This is a genomic window from Vibrio methylphosphonaticus, assembly GCF_023634655.1.
In the GTDB taxonomy this organism is placed as follows: Bacteria; Pseudomonadota; Gammaproteobacteria; order Enterobacterales; family Vibrionaceae; genus Vibrio; species Vibrio methylphosphonaticus.
In genome coordinates, this window is sequence record NZ_JAMKMS010000004.1 from 223,742 (window position 1) to 240,484 (window position 16,743).

15 protein-coding genes are annotated in these 16,743 nt (G+C 44.7%); 8 read left to right on the plus strand and 7 right to left on the minus strand.

The genetic code is table 11. From position 1 onward, the window contains the following. The first annotated feature begins 15 nt into the window (after nucleotides 1–15). The gene (locus M9196_RS06585) at nucleotides 16–795 is read left to right on the plus strand and encodes a tetratricopeptide repeat protein (RefSeq protein ID WP_250616730.1); all 780 of its coding nucleotides are present in this window, start codon (nucleotides 16–18) and stop codon (nucleotides 793–795) included. A gap of 134 nt (nucleotides 796–929) precedes the next feature. On the opposite strand, the gene M9196_RS06590 is transcribed toward M9196_RS06585, so the two are convergent. Further along, entirely contained in the window at nucleotides 930–1,865 is a 936-nt protein-coding gene (locus M9196_RS06590; RefSeq protein WP_250616731.1) for a pyridoxal-phosphate dependent enzyme, read from the minus strand. Nucleotides 1,866–2,347: 482 nt separating this feature from the next. Between M9196_RS06590 and M9196_RS06595 the strand changes: the two genes are divergently transcribed. From M9196_RS06595 to arnF, 7 genes are all read left to right on the plus strand, one after another. After that, entirely contained in the window at nucleotides 2,348–3,508 is a 1,161-nt protein-coding gene (locus M9196_RS06595) for an aminotransferase class I/II-fold pyridoxal phosphate-dependent enzyme (protein ID WP_250616732.1), read from the plus strand. Between the two features lie 3 nt (nucleotides 3,509–3,511). Next, nucleotides 3,512–4,507: an undecaprenyl-phosphate 4-deoxy-4-formamido-L-arabinose transferase gene (gene arnC / locus M9196_RS06600; protein ID WP_250616733.1), complete on the plus strand. Its 996-nt coding sequence runs from the start codon at nucleotides 3,512–3,514 to the stop codon at nucleotides 4,505–4,507. Nucleotides 4,508–4,533: 26 nt separating this feature from the next. Continuing rightward, nucleotides 4,534–6,516, plus strand: coding sequence for a bifunctional UDP-4-amino-4-deoxy-L-arabinose formyltransferase/UDP-glucuronic acid oxidase ArnA (gene arnA / locus M9196_RS06605; protein ID WP_250616734.1), 1,983 nt, complete (start codon nucleotides 4,534–4,536; stop codon nucleotides 6,514–6,516). After that, the gene (gene arnD, locus M9196_RS06610; RefSeq protein ID WP_250616735.1) at nucleotides 6,516–7,430 is read left to right on the plus strand and encodes a 4-deoxy-4-formamido-L-arabinose-phosphoundecaprenol deformylase; all 915 of its coding nucleotides are present in this window, start codon (nucleotides 6,516–6,518) and stop codon (nucleotides 7,428–7,430) included. The genes arnA and arnD overlap by 1 nt, the downstream gene beginning before the upstream one ends. 84 nt (nucleotides 7,431–7,514) lie before the next feature. Next, the gene (arnT, locus tag M9196_RS06615) at nucleotides 7,515–9,167 is read left to right on the plus strand and encodes a lipid IV(A) 4-amino-4-deoxy-L-arabinosyltransferase (RefSeq protein ID WP_250616736.1); all 1,653 of its coding nucleotides are present in this window, start codon (nucleotides 7,515–7,517) and stop codon (nucleotides 9,165–9,167) included. Further along, the gene (locus tag M9196_RS06620) at nucleotides 9,167–9,514 is read left to right on the plus strand and encodes a DMT family transporter (protein WP_250616737.1); all 348 of its coding nucleotides are present in this window, start codon (nucleotides 9,167–9,169) and stop codon (nucleotides 9,512–9,514) included. The genes arnT and M9196_RS06620 overlap by 1 nt, the downstream gene beginning before the upstream one ends. Beyond that, entirely contained in the window at nucleotides 9,514–9,936 is a 423-nt protein-coding gene (gene arnF, locus M9196_RS06625) for a 4-amino-4-deoxy-L-arabinose-phosphoundecaprenol flippase subunit ArnF (RefSeq protein WP_250616738.1), read from the plus strand. The genes M9196_RS06620 and arnF overlap by 1 nt, the downstream gene beginning before the upstream one ends. 114 nt (nucleotides 9,937–10,050) lie before the next feature. Here the strand turns inward: arnF and M9196_RS06630 are convergent, their stop codons facing one another. The 6 genes from M9196_RS06630 to M9196_RS06655 form a co-directional block, all read right to left on the minus strand. Further along, entirely contained in the window at nucleotides 10,051–10,692 is a 642-nt protein-coding gene (locus M9196_RS06630; RefSeq protein ID WP_250616739.1) for a sugar transferase, read from the minus strand. 10 nt (nucleotides 10,693–10,702) lie between these two features. Then, entirely contained in the window at nucleotides 10,703–11,884 is a 1,182-nt protein-coding gene (locus M9196_RS06635) for a glycosyltransferase family 2 protein (protein ID WP_250616740.1), read from the minus strand. A gap of 68 nt (nucleotides 11,885–11,952) precedes the next feature. Beyond that, nucleotides 11,953–13,068 (minus strand): glycosyltransferase, encoded by a 1,116-nt coding sequence (locus tag M9196_RS06640; protein WP_250616741.1) that lies wholly within the window; start codon nucleotides 13,066–13,068, stop codon nucleotides 11,953–11,955. Between the two features lie 305 nt (nucleotides 13,069–13,373). Next, nucleotides 13,374–14,798, minus strand: coding sequence for a GumC family protein (locus tag M9196_RS06645; protein WP_250616742.1), 1,425 nt, complete (start codon nucleotides 14,796–14,798; stop codon nucleotides 13,374–13,376). Beyond that, entirely contained in the window at nucleotides 14,795–15,916 is a 1,122-nt protein-coding gene (locus tag M9196_RS06650) for a glycosyltransferase family protein (protein WP_250616743.1), read from the minus strand. The genes M9196_RS06645 and M9196_RS06650 overlap by 4 nt, the downstream gene beginning before the upstream one ends. Before the next feature lie 52 nt (nucleotides 15,917–15,968). After that, entirely contained in the window at nucleotides 15,969–16,703 is a 735-nt protein-coding gene (locus M9196_RS06655; RefSeq protein WP_250616744.1) for an acyltransferase, read from the minus strand. Nucleotides 16,704–16,743: the final 40 nt, after the last annotated feature.

The window sequence follows — 16,743 nt, forward strand, 5'->3', positions numbered from 1 at the left end:
AAAAGGGAAAGGAAAATGCGAAAAACACTGTTAGCGGTTTCACTATGTAGTCTGTGTTTTAGCGCAGGGAGCTTAGCATTTACAAAAGATTGGTCAGCATCAAGTGTTAAGGCGGTAACTCAAGGGGCAAAACAAGGGGACTTGTTTGCTCAGATTGAGTTAGGGGACCGATACGCGGTGGGTAATGGCATTAAAGAAGACGATAAAATTGCTGTTGAATGGTATTTCAAAGCGGCTCAACAGGGCAGTGAGACAGCAATGTATAAGTTGGGCATGATGTATGACAATGGACACGGTGTGCACTACGATGCGAAGGAAGCCGCGTCTTGGTTCGAAAAAGCATCAAATATAGGTCATGACCAAGCACAATATTATCTTGCGGGTATGTACAAGTGGGGCAGAGGTGTTCCTAAAAGTAATGCCAAAGCTGTAGAGTATTATCGCTTAGCGGCTGAGCGCGGCTACGATGTGGCGCAAAACAGCTTAGGGGTAATGTACGCAAAAGGATTAGGCATTGAGCAAAATGATACCGAAGCAGTAAGTTGGTATCGAAAAGCGGCGGAAAATGGCTATGCTTATGGCCAGCGCAATTTAGCCTTCAAGTATTCATTGGGTGAGGGCGTTGAGCTCGATAACGTTCAAGCGTTAGCGTGGGCGTCGGTTGCTTCCACAAATGGTTATCAAAGCGCTGAGAAATTGCGTGATGAATTGGCAGGTAAGCTCTCAAGTGAAGAGATTGATAAAGCGAATGTTTTCGCAAAGCAATATTTAGCGGCGTATTCATCTCATAAGTAAATCTGCCTGATAGAGCCATCAGTCATGTAGTAAAAAGGGAAGCTAGGCTTCCTTTTTTGTCTTTTCGGCACTTATTATGTTAACCATAGAACCATAGAACCATAGAACCATAGAACCATAGAACCATAGAACCATTACCAACTTGCTTTCGAGTTATCTCTCGCCCCAAACTTTCGCTCATATCTCGGTAACATGGTCTCATTCCCCAATAACCCACCTTGGTGTACATAAAGTACCGTGGCATCTGAGTTTACCTCTAACCAAGGGAGCAAACAGCGCCACATTAATGGGTCATACAGCAGGTCAAATTCTATATCGGTTTGTTCCTGCAATAAGCGCCATATAGCATAGTCTTCTTGATACAACTTACCAAAATGGTGCTTTGTGTCTGGCTGTAAAATGGTTGGATGGACATCAAACTCGTCTAATTCATGAAACTGTTTTACTAAATAGTCTCGTCCGCCAACGCAAGGGCAGGTGAGAACTTCAATACCTTCTGAGTGCAGTGCTTTGGCAAGATACAAGGCTGTGGTGCCAGTACCCGAAGGCAAGGCTACTTTTAGGTTGGGGTTTTTCTCAAATCGTGCCCATGCCAAAATTTCTCTGGCAAGAGTGCGGATGCCAACTTCTGCACGTTGAAATCGACCGCCTTCCGGTACAATGAGGCAGGTATCATCATGACTATGTTGACGTTGAATAAATTCACTAGGGTGAGACTTTTCAGGGTTATCGGGATGATCAGAGAGTGAAACAATATTCGCACCAAGCTCTAATGCCATTCGATAATTTCCCATTGGTTTCTCATCTAACCAAGTCGGTTTATGATCAACATAGTACGTCAGTTGCCACCCTTTAATCTTTGCCAAAGCCGCAAGTGAAGTAAGCGAGTTTGCTTGGGCAGAGCCCCATCCAATTAAGCGAGAAATAGTTGGGTTGTTGTGTTCTAGTAATGTGGCAAATTTTCGCGCTTTATTACCATTAAAGTGGCTGTGCAGTAAATCATCACGTTTTAAATAAAACGAGCGGCCTTCTACATTATGCTGAGTGACAGGGCTGTCTTTAAGTTTCACTAGAAAAACCGTCTGAATTGGAAAAGCTGAATTCTAACGCTAACTATGTACAGAGACAAATGACACGCTTTACAAATGCATACATTTGCAATTATCTAGATATGCGATAATTATCCGAAAATGAGTGCAGAGTCATTTCACTAAGTGACGATACATCCCGAGTTTTGCTGATAGTAGATTTCAGGCTATTTTTAACAGAAATCTGACGTTGGCGATGTTTACCTAATTGCAACGACTCTGAACGTATACTACGCCTAGCAGTAGCGTTTAGAGGGTGAATTTATGTCACCTATCGATTGTTAAGTTTTTTCACGTTTTGCCGACAATACAATATACTCAGTGAATGTTTGGTTTAATAGTGTTCTAAAAGGTCAATAAATTAGACATTTGGACACGTTAAACCCTTTTAATTCGTTGAATGCCCTAGTAGACTTTGTTGTTCTTCGTGCCAACGAGCACGTGTTATCTGTGAGTTTAAATATATGAGCCAGTCTTTTCTCCCTTTGTGTCGCCCTGCGGTCGATGAAAAAGATATTCAAGCTGTCGTCGATGTGCTGCGTTCTGGATGGATTACTACCGGTCCGAAAAATGCGGATTTAGAACGTAAAATCACTGAACATACCGGTGCCCCACATGCTGTTGCTTTAAGTAGTGCGACAGCAGGCATGCATTTAGTCCTATTGGCACTTGGTATTGGTCCTGGGGATGAAGTCATTACGCCCTCTCTAACGTGGGTGTCAACAATCAATATGATCACTCTAGTTGGTGCCAAACCAGTGTTTGTTGATGTTGATGTTGATACATTAATGACGGATGCAGAAAAGATTGAACCGCTTATCACCGATAAAACCAAACTAATTATCCCGGTTCACTATGCGGGTGCTTCACTGGATCTAGACCCAATTTATGCGCTTGGTGAACGTTTCGGTATTCCTGTCGTTGAAGATGCAGCTCATGCTCTTGGGGCGGAGTATAAAGGCCAGCCTATTGGCGCTCGTGGTACTTGTCTATTCTCTATGCATGCTATTAAGAACGTCACTACCGCAGAAGGTGGTGTTTTCACTACGTTTGATGCAGAGCTAGCGGACAAAATTCGCCGTTTGAAGTTTCATGGTTTAGGGGTTGATGCTTTCGACCGTGAAACGCAAGGTCGCGCTCCGCAAGCAGAGGTCATTGAACCTGGCTTTAAATACAATATGCCAGACATTTGCGCTGTATTAGCACTCGGTCAAATGGATCGTATTACCGATATTACGCAAGCTCGTACCGAATTAGCGTTAAGTTATCGTGACAAGCTAAGTGCAATTAAGGGTGTGACGCCATTAGGTCTTGCTGGACATGATCACAAGCACTGTTGGCATTTAATGATCGTACGTATTGACCCTGCGCAAGCGGGTATTACTCGTGACGACTTGATCGCTCAACTAAAAGAAAAAGGAATAGGCGCTGGAATTCACTTTAAAGCGTGCCATACCCAGAAGTACTATCGAGAAAATTACGCAGAGCGTTTTGGCGCGATAACGCCAAACCTAGAAAATACAGAGCGTAATAGCCAGCAAATTTGTTCACTACCGCTTTTTCCTGATATGACTCAGGACGACGTTGCGCGAGTAGTGAATGCCGTGTCAGAAATAATTGGATAACCCATGAAACAGAATGAACCTATCAATTTTGTGTCTATCGTCATACCGGTATACAACGAAGAAAGTTGCTTACAAGAACTCATTGAACGGACGACGAAGGCAGCAGACAGCCTTGGAAAAGACTACGAGTTAGTGTTGGTTGATGACGGTAGTCGAGATCGCAGTGTTGAAATCATTGAGGCCGCTTCTGCGAAAGAAGGCAGTCACGTTGTTGGTGTCATCCTTAACCGTAACTACGGTCAGCACAACGCAATCATGGCCGGCTTTGAACAGGTTCGTGGCGATTTGATTATCACTCTAGATGCTGATCTTCAAAACCCACCAGAAGAAATCCCGAATCTGGTTGCTAAAGCAGAAGAAGGTTTTGATTCGGTAGGCACGGTACGCCAAAACCGTCAAGATAGCGCACTACGTCGCTACCCATCTAAAGTAATCAATAAGCTGGTTAAGCGCTCTACAGGCGTAGAGATGAATGATTACGGCTGTATGTTACGTGCTTATCGCCGACATGTTGTTGATGCAATGCTAGAATGTCACGAGCGTAGTACATTTATTCCCGTACTGGCGAATGGCTTCTCTCGTCATACGACTGAAATCCCGGTTCACCACGACGAACGCGCCGATGGTGAGTCTAAGTATAGCTTTATGAAGTTGATCAGCTTAATGTTCGACTTGATTACGAGTATGACAACAGCGCCGTTACGTTTACTTAGCATCGTGGGCGGTATGACTGCTGCGGCAGGTATCGCGTTCGGTATCATATTAATGCTAATGCGCATTTTATTTGGCTCAGAATGGGCCGGCGACGGTTTGTTTACGTTATTTGCGATTCTATTTGTATTTGTTGGTGGGCAGTTTATCGGCTTAGGCTTGTTAGGAGAGTATATCGGACGAATTTACTCTGATGTGCGAGCAAGGCCGCGTTACTACGTACAGGATGTTTTGGTGGGCGAGGCAACTCGCAGTGCACGTGAAACTGACGAATCAAAGAACAAATAATAAGATTTATATTAGAGGAATATTCCATGAAAGTAGTCGTGTTTGCCTACCACAATATCGGTTGTACGGGCGTTCGTAGTTTGCTTGAAGCAGGCGTTGAAATCGAAGCGGTATTTACCCATGTTGATGACAGCAATGAAAACGTATTTTTTGAATCTGTAGCGAAACTTGCGGCGAAAAACGGTATCCCAGTTTATGCGCCAGAAGACGTAAATCACCCACTTTGGGTTGAAAAAATTCGCCAGATGAAACCTGACGCGTTGTTCTCGTTCTACTACCGCAACATGATCAGCCAAGAAGTTCTGGATCTAGCGCCAAAAGGTGGCTTTAACCTGCATGGCTCTTTACTTCCTACTTACCGTGGTCGTGCACCAATTAACTGGGCACTGGTTAACGGCGAGACAGAGACAGGCGTGACGCTGCACAAGATGGTGCAAAAAGCAGACGCTGGTGACATCGTTGGTCAAGAAAAAATTGCCATTACTGACGAAGATTCAGCCGAAACTCTGCATAAACGTCTTGCAGTAGCATCAAGCGATCTCCTTGCTAAAGTATTGCCAACCATCGTTGATGGCAGCGCAGTAGCGACTGCACAAGACGAAACGAAAGCAACGTACTTTGGTCGTCGCACGCCAGCTGATGGTGAAATCAAATGGTCTACAGATTCTCGCACCGTATTTAACTTAGTGCGCGCGGTTACTGAACCATTCCCAGGTGCGTTTACTTTCCTAGGTGAGCGTAAGCTGACAATCTGGAGTGTCACACCAAGCGAAAAAACATTTGATGCGACGCCTGGTACGATTGTTGCCACTTCTCCACTCACCATTGCCTGTGCTCAAGGTTCAGTAGTTGTAAACTCTGGTGAAGCGGAAAACGGTCTATACCTTGGTGGTGAGCAACTTGCAGCAGAGCTTCACTTGATTGAAGGGATGCGTTTTGGTCCTCAAGCAAGCGCGATCATCAATGCTAAGAAACGTCAAAAAGTACTGATCCTTGGTGCAAATGGCTTTATCGGTACTCACCTAACTAAGCGTCTTCTTGATGATGGCGGTTACGAAGTTTACGCGATGGACATGAGCTCAAACCAGATTTCTGATCACTTGGGCCACCCTGACTTCCATTTCGTTGAAGGTGATATCACGATTCATAACGAATGGATTGAGTACCACATTAAGAAGTGTGACATCGTACTACCATTGGTTGCTATCGCGACTCCAATTGAATACACGCGTAACCCGCTAAAAGTATTTGAGCTGGATTTTGAAGAAAACCTGAAGATTGTTCGTGGCTGTGTGAAATACAACAAGCGCATCATCTTCCCATCGACTTCAGAAGTTTACGGTATGTCTACGGATTCTGAGTTTAACGAAGATACGTCGCCACTTATCGTCGGTCCTATCAACCGTCAGCGTTGGATCTACTCAGTGTCTAAGCAATTGCTTGACCGTGTAATCTGGGCTTATGGTAAAAAAGATGGCCTTAACTTCACACTGTTCCGTCCATTTAACTGGATGGGTCCTCGCCTTGATAGCTTAAACTCAGCTCGTGTTGGTTCTAGCCGTGCGATTACTCAGCTTATCTTAAACCTTGTTGAAGGTACGCCAATCAAGCTGATTGATGGTGGTGAGCAGAAGCGTTGTTTCACTGATATCTCTGAAGCGATTGAAGCACTATTCCGCATCATCGAAAACAAAGATGGTCTGTGTGACGGTCAAATCATCAACATTGGTGCACCAGAGAACGAAGCGAGCATCAAAGAGCTAGCTGAAACATTGGTAGAGAAGTTTGAAAACCACCCATTACGTGGCAACTTCCCTCCATTTGCGGGCTACAACTTAGTAGAAAGCAAAGCGTTTTACGGCGACGGTTACCAAGACGTTCAACACCGTAAACCAAGCATTGCTAACGCGAAGAAACTTCTGGATTGGGAACCACAGGTTCACATGAACGATACTATCGAAGAGACGCTAGATTTCTTCCTTAAAGGTGCAGTAGCAGAAGATAAGTAATGAATCAGAATGAAGTCACTAAGGTCGGTCTTAGGATCGACGTAGACACGTTTCGAGGAACGAAACTCGGCGTGCCTAAGCTGCTCGAAATTTTCGAAAAGCATGGAGTGATGGCTTCATTCTTCTTTACTGTTGGACCTGATAACATGGGGCGCCATATATGGCGCCTTTTGCGTCCTGCATTTTTGAAGAAGATGCTTCGCTCAAAAGCCGCAAGCCTTTATGGTTACGACATTCTCATCCGTGGTACGCTGTGGCCGGGTCCAATCATTGGTAAGAAGTTACGTCCTATCATTGAAGCCGCCGATCGCGCAGGTCATGAAATTGGCCTCCATGCGTGGGATCACCACAAATGGCAAATGAAAACAGACACCATGTCTGCCGAAGAATTGCGCAGTCAAATCACCCAAGGTTATGATTTGCTTAAAACGATCACGGGCAAAGACCTACCTTGTAGTGCCGTTGCTGGTTGGCGTTGTACTGATCAAACGCTCATAGAGAAAGACGCCTTTCCTTTTAAATACAACAGCGATTGCCGCGGCGACTCTATTTTCTCTCCTGGCGAAGGCATGGCTCCGCAAATTCCAGTCACTTTACCTACATATGATGAACTTGTTGGTCAAGATGGCGTGGACAATAGCAACTACAACGACGCTATTCTTAAGCTGATTAAACGTGATGGTCTAAACGTTTACACGATTCATGCTGAAGTGGAAGGCATCGTGTGTGCCGAAATGTTTGAAGAATTGATTGTCAGAGCTAAGCAACAAAATATAGAATTCGTGCCTATGATTGATCTGCTTAATGATGCGGATTGTCCACTTCCTCATGATTCGATAAAAAATATTGAGATGGAAGGACGTGAAGGTTGGTTGACTCATCAAGCCTCATTTGTTGAACGAATGGGACTCTGAGAGACCTTATCTGTATATAAAGCTATCTGTATACAAAAACATAAGCCCATGATCGTCGTGGGCTTTTATTCAATTGGATGAAGAATGCAACAATCTCGAATCAACTGGGCGGTATGGGTTCCGCTTTTCTTTATAGCTCTCTACATATTACCGTTGGATATTCGTCCACTCTGGTCGCCTGATGAGTTACGTTACGGTGAGATCTCGCGAGAGATGGTCGCCTCTGGAAACTGGATTGTACCGACGTTTAATGACCTACGTTATTTCGAAAAGCCGGTCATGGGTTACTGGTTTAACGCGATCGCTCAAGTCATATTTGGTGAAAATAACTTTTCTGTGCGTATTGCGTCAGCACTTGCTACATTAGGTGTCGCTCTAAGCTTGGTATTAGTGGTCGGTAAAATGACGACGCGCCGTCAAGGCTGGCTAACAGGTGGCGTATTCCTAAGTATGTTTATGGTGGCCGCAGTTGGCACTTACAGTGTGCTCGATGGCATGCTAGCGTTCTGGTTGAGTGCTTGTTATGTCGCATTCTTCTTTGCTACTCAATCTCAAACAACGGCTCAGCGCTGGTTAAATTATGGTTTGGCCGGATTCTTTTGTGGATGCGCGGTATTAACCAAAGGTTTTCTAGCGTTAGCCTTGCCTGTGATCGTTGTTGTCCCTTATATGATCATGCAAAAGCAATTTTTAGAAATATTGCGTTGGGGCTGGTGGGTAATGTTGGTTGCTTTCATTACTTGTTTGCCATGGTCACTCGCCGTACACGCAGCTGAAGCGGACTATTGGAATTATTTCTTCTGGGAAGAGCATATCCATCGTTTTACCGCTGAAGATGCGCAACACGTCGCGCCATTCTGGTACTACGTGCCATTCTTGTTTTTGGGGACGCTTCCGTGGGTATTCTGGGCACCATCAGCAGTTGCACAGCTAAAAGGTGAGCTGTCAAAACCACTGATTCGCTATTCATTACTTTGGGCAATCGTTCCTTTCCTATTTTTCTCATATGCCAGCGGCAAACTCGCGACTTACATCCTTCCTTGTATGGCGCCAATTGCAATTCTTTTGACTCATGGTCTTTTGAAAGCAGGCGAGAAAAAAGTAAAAGGTTTGACGATTGGCTCCGCTATTAATGGTTTGTTCTTTGCTCTAGTCGCTGCGGTATTAGTGGTGATGTTCTTTATGGGCAAACTACCACTTGAGGCATCAGAGTCTTACCGCGTGGCAGTGGCAGCGTTTATTCTCGGCTTTTGGGCTGTCTGTGCGTTTTACGCCATTAAAGCTTCGTCATTCGAGAAAAAGTTTGCTGCGTATATGGTGTCACCACTAGCGTTGTTTGCTTTATTTTCATTTGCCGTGCCAAACACAGCAATTCACTCAAAAATGCCCGAACAGTTTATGACGTTGTTAGCACCAAAAGTCACAGATGACATGGTGTTGATTGCCGATTACCCTGACACAATGTCGGCATTAAACTGGTACCTAAAACGCAGTGACGTTTACCTAACCAGGGGGATGGGCGAAGTAGACTACGGTCTTGAGTATGAAGATTCAAAACATCGCTATGTTCCGTGGAATCAACTGGGTGAGTTTATTAAAGAAAAGCAGTCAACTGGGCCTGTTTTACTGCACTTTAGAGATTTACCCGCGTTACCTGAAGGCTTCCCTGAATCGAGTGATCATGTCGACTTGGGGCGTTATCACGCACTGATTTTTGACAAGAAAGTGCAGGAATAATGACGGTTTTTCTGTTTGTTCTTTCGGTGGTCGCCAGTTCGCTAAGTCAATACTGGCAAAAGCGTGCGGCGATGCACTTTGAAGACAATCCAGGCTTATCGGCACTAGGGAAGCTGTTTAGCTTCCCTATGCTACTTGGTATTACATTTTTAGGAACCAGTGCTATTACATGGCTTGGGGTTCTGAGTCAGTGGGATGTATCGGTTGCCTATCCGTTGCTCAGTATTAATTTTGTTATCATGCTGTTGGTGTCAAAGTTCGCATTTGGAGAAGTGATTGTTCCAAAGCAATGGCTTGGTGTGATGTTTATCATGATTGGCGTCGGTATTTTGGGTGGTGCTGGTTAATGATACTGAAAGATTTGAAAGCTGGGCTTCCGGTTGCTTTGCTAAGCGTTGTATTGATCTCTGTTGCACAACTAGCAATGAAGTGGGGGATGGGTAATTTATCTTCTCAGTGGACGTTAATAGCAGAATTGCTTGCTCGACATGACTTCGTGCAACTCTGGCTGGCGACTTGGCCTGCGTTAATGTGTGTGGCGATAGGGCTACTTTGTTACGCCACCTCAATGGCTTGCTGGGTAATGGCACTGAAACACTTACCTTTAGGTGTGGCCTATCCGCTATTGAGTTTAAGCTATGTTTTAGTTTATGCATTGGCGGTGACACTTCCTTGGTTAAACGAGCCATTTAATGTGATGAAATTGTTTGGCATCGGATTTATTCTTGCCGGACTCATGTGTATCTTTACCGCAAAAAAATCCAGCTAAGGCTGGATTTTTTAAGCGCGTCACAGTCGTTTTTTACCTTGAAACCTTGAAACCTTGAAACCTTGAAACCTTGAAACCTTGAAACCGAAATCTTGAAACCTTGAAACCGAAATCTTAGCGCCCACGACCATCAACCATGATCTTCAACGTTTTAATGACGATTTGAACATCAGTAATAAACCATGTTTTTAGTGATGAGAGTGATAGCGCGTAACTGTGGTCAAATCCAACCTTTCTTCTCACATCATCAACACAGGTATCATAACCTTGATTAACTTGTGCTAATCCGGTTATACCGGGTAAAACATCGTAGGTTCGCTCGGTAAAAAATGGGATATCTTGTTCAAGTTTTGTATAGAAATCCGGACGCTCGGGTCTTGGTCCAATCAGTGACATATCTCCTTTAATGACATTAATAAACTGCGGTAATTCGTCGAGTCGAGTTTTTCTTAAAAAGCGTCCGACCGGTGTGATTCTTGGATCATTTTCCGTTGCCCAAGTTGCGCCACTTCGGCTCTCCGCGTCGATGTACATGGTGCGATATTTAAGAACCTGAATGAGGTCGACTTTTGTTGGGGTAAATTTGCCAACTCTTAGTTGTTTATAAAATATTGGACCTTTGGAAGTAAGCTTTATGGCAATAGCCACAGGAACAAAGGACATCGCTAGGATTATCATACCGACGCTGGCGCCAATTAAATCGAAGATACGTTTGGCGATGCGAATGGTTGGTTTTTCATAGGCGTTATGTTTCATGATAAATCTCCTAGCGTAAAATACGCTTCCATTTCCCGTTTTCAAGTCCTAGTAGGTAGCGTAGGCCACCAATGAAATTTGCAGTGTGACCAACGACCAAATACGTTAAAAGCTGTATGGCTTTGACGCGCTGTAGTATCGGGAGGTAATAGGCCACAGTGGCTAAGCTGTATATTGCAATCTGAGCAATAAAAAAGCACAGAAACAAAGTGTATTGGCTCAATAACCCAGAAGTTATGAGACAAGCAATCATCAGGTAAGGTGTGAGCAGTCTTAGGCCTTTTCCCGATACAAAGGCGAAAGCCACACCTCTAAAGCGGGGGGAAAATAAATCAAATAGCTCAACAACCTGCTGCATGTTACCTGCCGAAATTCTTACCCTACGTTTGAAGTCATCGGCAGCTTGGGTTGCTTCAAGTTCAATCGCGTTCATGTTAGAAGAGTACGCCGCTCTATAGCCGTGCTGTACTATTGTCATTGGAATAAGGAAGTCATCATTTATGGCGTTAGTCGGTAGAGGTTCAAATAGAGCGGTACGGATAAAGTATAGTGCACCATGACTCCCGATGGTGGAACCTAATGTCGTTTCTCTATACTTGATCTGATTTTGGTAGTGCCAGTACGCGGCCTCGCCGCTTTCTTCGTCCAGTAAATGGTAAGTGGAGTTCACCACACCGACTTCAGGGTCACTAAATTGGCTAGCTGCAATAGTAAGGGCGTCGATTGAGATAAGTGAGGACACATCAGTGATGGCGGTTAAGTCTGAAGAGATACCTGGTAGCATCTGATTTAAAATGGCAACTTTACCGCGATTTTTCTCAAAGGAAATCACTTCAAAATGCACTTGTGAACATATCGCCTCTTGTATCGTTGCTTCTGCCAACGGCACGGTGTTATCGGTGCAGCCATCGCAAACAATTAGGACGGTAAGTTTGTTTTGTGGGTAATCCAAGCTCGCGATATTTCGAATCTTTTCCGCAATCCACATTTCTTCGTTAAACGCAGGCATCAGAATCGTGATGCTTGGAAGCACGCGGTCTTTATTTTGTTCGCGATAGCCTCGGTTTAATGATGCGACAGCCTTGAGCGGATGTTTGTTTGAATACCAGCGGAGGAGCAATGGGTAGCCCGCATGATGGTAGATAATGAGAGCGGCACATATCGAAAATATACCTAACCAGATTCCGTCCATAGATTTGCTCCTATATATGATGTTCGAATGACGTCTGTTAATTCGTTTATGACTGTGTGTTCAACGTATTATGCTTTGACGACAAGGTTACGATAGGCTTGACTCATTGCTCGTACATCGTTGTTTTCCACTACGAAATCCCGTGGACAGAACAGGTGCTTGGTCTGCAGGGCAAGGGTTAGAGAATCAGCAAGAGACGCGACATTTTGTGGCTCGGTCACTACCCCAGACAGAGGGCACAGTGTTTCCTTTGCGCCGCCCACATCTGTGACGACAACCGGAATATTACATGCTTGTGCTTCTAATGGTGATAACGGAAAGCCTTCCTGCAGAGAGGGTAAGCAAAAAACGTCTAAGGCTTGATAAAAAGTTGGCATTTGCTCGACAAGGCCAAGAAAGTGGACACGATCTTGAATGCCAAGCTCATGGCACAGCTGTTTCAGATCCGAGTCGAGAGAACCGATACCTGCAATGGTGAGATGTATATGATTGGGTATTTTGGCTAGTGCTTTGAGCAAATAAATCTGGCCTTTGACGGTTTCTAATCTGCCCGCCGTGCCAATCATCATTGGATGAGCGGGTAAGTTGAGCGTTTTGCGAGCGCTCTGGCGGTCACCAGGTATGAAACGGTCGCAGTCGACGCCATTTTTAATGAGTAGCGGTTCTGTGTTGGGAAATAGCTCGATAAGTTGTTGTTGTACGCCACACGCATCTGCCACTAAGATCGGCTTCACCAATTTAAGTGCGATACCTTCTACTCTCTGACGTTTCTCGCAATTGAGGTGCCACATATCATGTTCAGTGTGAATTCGAATTGGTACGTTAGCGAGTCGTGCGGCGATACCCCCGTAAAGAAGTGGACCAATATGATGTGTATGAACGACTTGAGGGGATAGTGTCTTAAATAGGCGTGAAAGGGTTCTCACCAAGGTGATTTGAGCGCCAGCAGGCTTAGCAAGAAAAAACAAATGTGAACGATATTGGCGCAGTTTTGGCCAATGTTCCAATGCTTGTTCCATTTCACCTTCCAGACTCACTATGAAAACACGCTCGGTATCGTTAGCTTGCTTCAACAGCTCGAGCACCATAGTTTCAAGGCCACCAGGCGCCATATGTTGTACAACATGAATGACCTTTAAGGTAGAGTCTTTGCCTTTCTTGGCGATCATTGGCGACGCTTTCATGGTGTTCTCCTTATGTTCCTACTTGAACGACAGCTTAATTAATGACTTTATTGAGAATGCGTATGTTGACTAACGAAAGAATTAAATTGCTCAGGCTAATACTTTCAACTCATTCCCTTAAACTATTGCATTCCTCATGCCATAAAATTAAACCTTTTATTTCAGCGAGTTAACTTTTAAGTGTCGTGCTGTCAATTTCGATTCCTAAATTGAGAATCAGTTTGAACGTGATTAAGTAACAACATAATTAAGTAGCAACATGATTAAGTAGTAACGTGATTAAGTAGCAACGTGGTTGGGTCGCGTTAATCAAATTTAGGTATGGCGGTAATTAACGGGACACCAGATATCGCTTCGAGTTGCTGCGTACGTCTAATGGTGGTGTCAAACAGTTCCAATACGATCGCCATACCAATCCCAAGAGCAAGTCCAGCGAAGACACCAACAGCGAAAAAAATTATTGCAGGGATGTTTGTTGGGGCGCTGGGAGTAAATGGGCGGTCAATGATTTTAACGCGTTTGTTTTGCTCAAATACCCCAAGAGAACCGGTTAATTGAGCCATTTCGTAACGCTCGACTAGCTCGTCATACAGTTGGCGCTTTAATGCGACATCTCGTTGGAGCTGCAATAATTTCTTGGCAGTACTGCCGTAGTTTTGTGCGGTACCCGTTAGATCATCTATCATGCGTTTTAGGCTGCCAGTCTCTTGTTTTAGTGACTCATAGCGACTTCTCACTACTTGTAAACTCAGCAGTTGGGTAATAAGTAGCGGTTGTAACTCACTTGTTTGTGTGCTGGCAGATGCGTTGGCGATGTCCCACAGTTGGTCGTTATTTAAACTGGATTGCTCTGAATTAAGAAGTAAGGTTCTTTCTTGCTCAAGCCTCTCAAGCTCTCTCTCCCGTGCTTGAACTGCGCTGTGGCTATTGGTGTATTTCGCTTTGAGTAGTGTCAGTGCACTGCGGGTTTCGATGATTTGTTCTTCAATCTTACCCACAATTGGATTCGTTTTGGATAACTGTTGGTCCAAGGTCCCGAGACTTTTTTCTACCCCAGATAGTTCGGCTTCTTTTTCAGCGAGAGTTTGGCGAAGTGAGGCAAGGCGACTTAGGTTCTCATTTTGCATCTCTGGCGTTGAAGATGAATGTTGGTTGTAATAATCAGCTAAAGCTTGTTCTGCTAAATCGAGCTCTTCTTGTCGCTTGTCGATGTGAATAGCGAGAAACTCGCTGGAATCACGAATGGATGAGCGCTCTGGTGCAAGCAGCTCTTCAATAAAGTGGACACTGACGGATTCGATCATCGCTTGCATGCCCTCTGGTTTGGATGCCGTGTGTTCTATTTTTATAAAATCTTTACTAAGCTGCGTCACCATTAAACTTGAGGACATTTCGTTGATGACCTGTTCGACTTCATCTGGGCGCATTTGGTCATTTATCAGTCCGAGATCAGCACCAACTGACAATAAAACATGACGACTGTTTAGCAGCGTTTTTAAGGCAGCAATACGGTCTTTGAGCATGGTAGACACCGCGAGGTCTTCAAGAAACGGATTCATTTTTGCTGTTTCTTGAATCAGCATACTGGTATGCGCCTTGTATTTTAAAGGTGCTAAGGTGGCGATCGTATAGGCAATAAATGGCATCACCAATATTGGAATCATGATGGCATAACGTCGTCGCCATGCTGCGGTAAATATAATAAGCAGGCGCAGTTTTAGTTCGCTCATATTGCCTCCAAATAACGCTCTAGTGTTGTTACTCGTTGGTCCCAGCTTTCGCTGTCAACCAACCCTTTGGGCAATTCTGCTGAATGTAATTCAAGACGTGTTAACGTCTCTATCAGTGATGCTGAATCGTTGACGATATTCACATGTTCTCGGTAAGGTTCTAGAGCAGGGAAGTGACTCGTAACGATAGGGCGTTGAGCGGCTAAATACTCTTTAAGCTTGAGTGGATTACACGCGATTATCTGTTCGTTCAATACAAAGGGCAAAAGACTGACTGTCCAGTGCTGGCTATAGCTTGGCAACGTCGAGTGAGGACGAGGGCCAAGGTAGTAAACGTTATCGGCATTAACAATGGGAAAGTTATCTAACTCTAGCTGTCCGATAAACACAAAGTCCCAATGAGGTAATGCGCGAATAGCATCATTCAACAACGGATAATCTAACCAATCTGATAGGCTGCCATAAAAGCCCGCGATAGGACGGTTATTGTCGGGAAGATCGCTTGCTCTAGTTGTAGGTGTTGAAAATGTGCCGCAATCAACGCCATGGCTTAACACCTTTGTTTTAGAAACAGGAAATTTACCAAGCAATTTGTCACTGGCTGTGATAATTAGACTGGCATTGGCCACGAGTTTTTCTTCGTGTTCTAACACGGTTCGGTGGTCAACACCGGCAAGTGCGCCAAAATCATCGCCACAATAATAAACAACAGGGTAGTCTCCTAGTAATGGGCAGACGTCAATAGCGGTAGGAAGTGATGTCCAGACAAGCGCGTTCTCCAAGGATAAGCTCTTGATAATAGGAAGAAGCTGATAAGCCATTAGCTTTGCGGCGAGTTTCCTCATCACCGTTGAACGTGGAGCCGGTATGGTAATCAGGTTGACGATTGTCATTGAACTCGGCACGGTTTCAGTATCCATATCCAATTGATGAGATTTGTCTTTGCCAAGCAGTTTGTTCAACGCTCGGTTAACATCGTGGCGGCTCAACCTTGGTTGACGCAGGCCGATAGAGTTAACCCACAGTACTTTTCTTTGCTTGGCCAAACGTTTGACCAAGTGTTGCGTGCTTGACGGTAGAGCACCAAAATCTTCCCCAAATACAATCAAATCTCTCATCATTTTTTCCTTATTTGAGTCGTAACGAACGGTATTCATTTGTGCGGTTTCGTTACTGATCCTGGTTGATATATTTGACTACTTTTGCAGGACTGCCTGCCGCAATCACGTTCGAAGGTAAATCGTGGGTGACAACGCTACCTGCAGCGACAATCGTGCCTTTTCCGATGGTGACGCCGGGCTGTATCGTGACCCCGGTTGCCAACCAGACATCCTTTTCAAGGACAATGCTTCCAATTCGATGATCTTCATCAGGATCGCCCAATGCGCGCTTTTCTGCGTTGAGAGGGTGCCCAGAGTAACCAAATAGCTGACAGCGACCTGCAATTCTCACGTTATCTTGAATTTCAACCAGCTCTGATACGGCAATGGTGACTTGCCAGCCAATGTCAACATTGCTACCAACAAGCAGTTTGGGCTGCAAACTTGGGTCTGGGTGGGGCGTTGTTCGACCGCTGAAGGTGGTGTGGCCAGAGACACGACATTCGTTACCTAATTCTATGGTCAGAGGCCCAGTAATAAGGGGCAGGCCACTATACAGATACAAGGAGTGTCCGTAGCTGGCGATGCGCCCTTTAAATGCCGGGGTATAAATAACCAAACGCGTGAATGTCTCAATGCTATTGCGACACAAGGTCACCAGCGCATAGAGAACTTTATTGTAGAATCTTGGAGTTGGAAGCCCGGCTGCTCGTGTTTTTTTCAAAAAGACAAACAACTTTTGCATTTTAGGATTCGGGTGCGAGCGTAACCAAGTTTTGAAATCAAATGAAGTTGTGGCGTTCATCGTTGAAGTCCTTGTCAAAAAGCTAGAGGTCCTTTAAGAG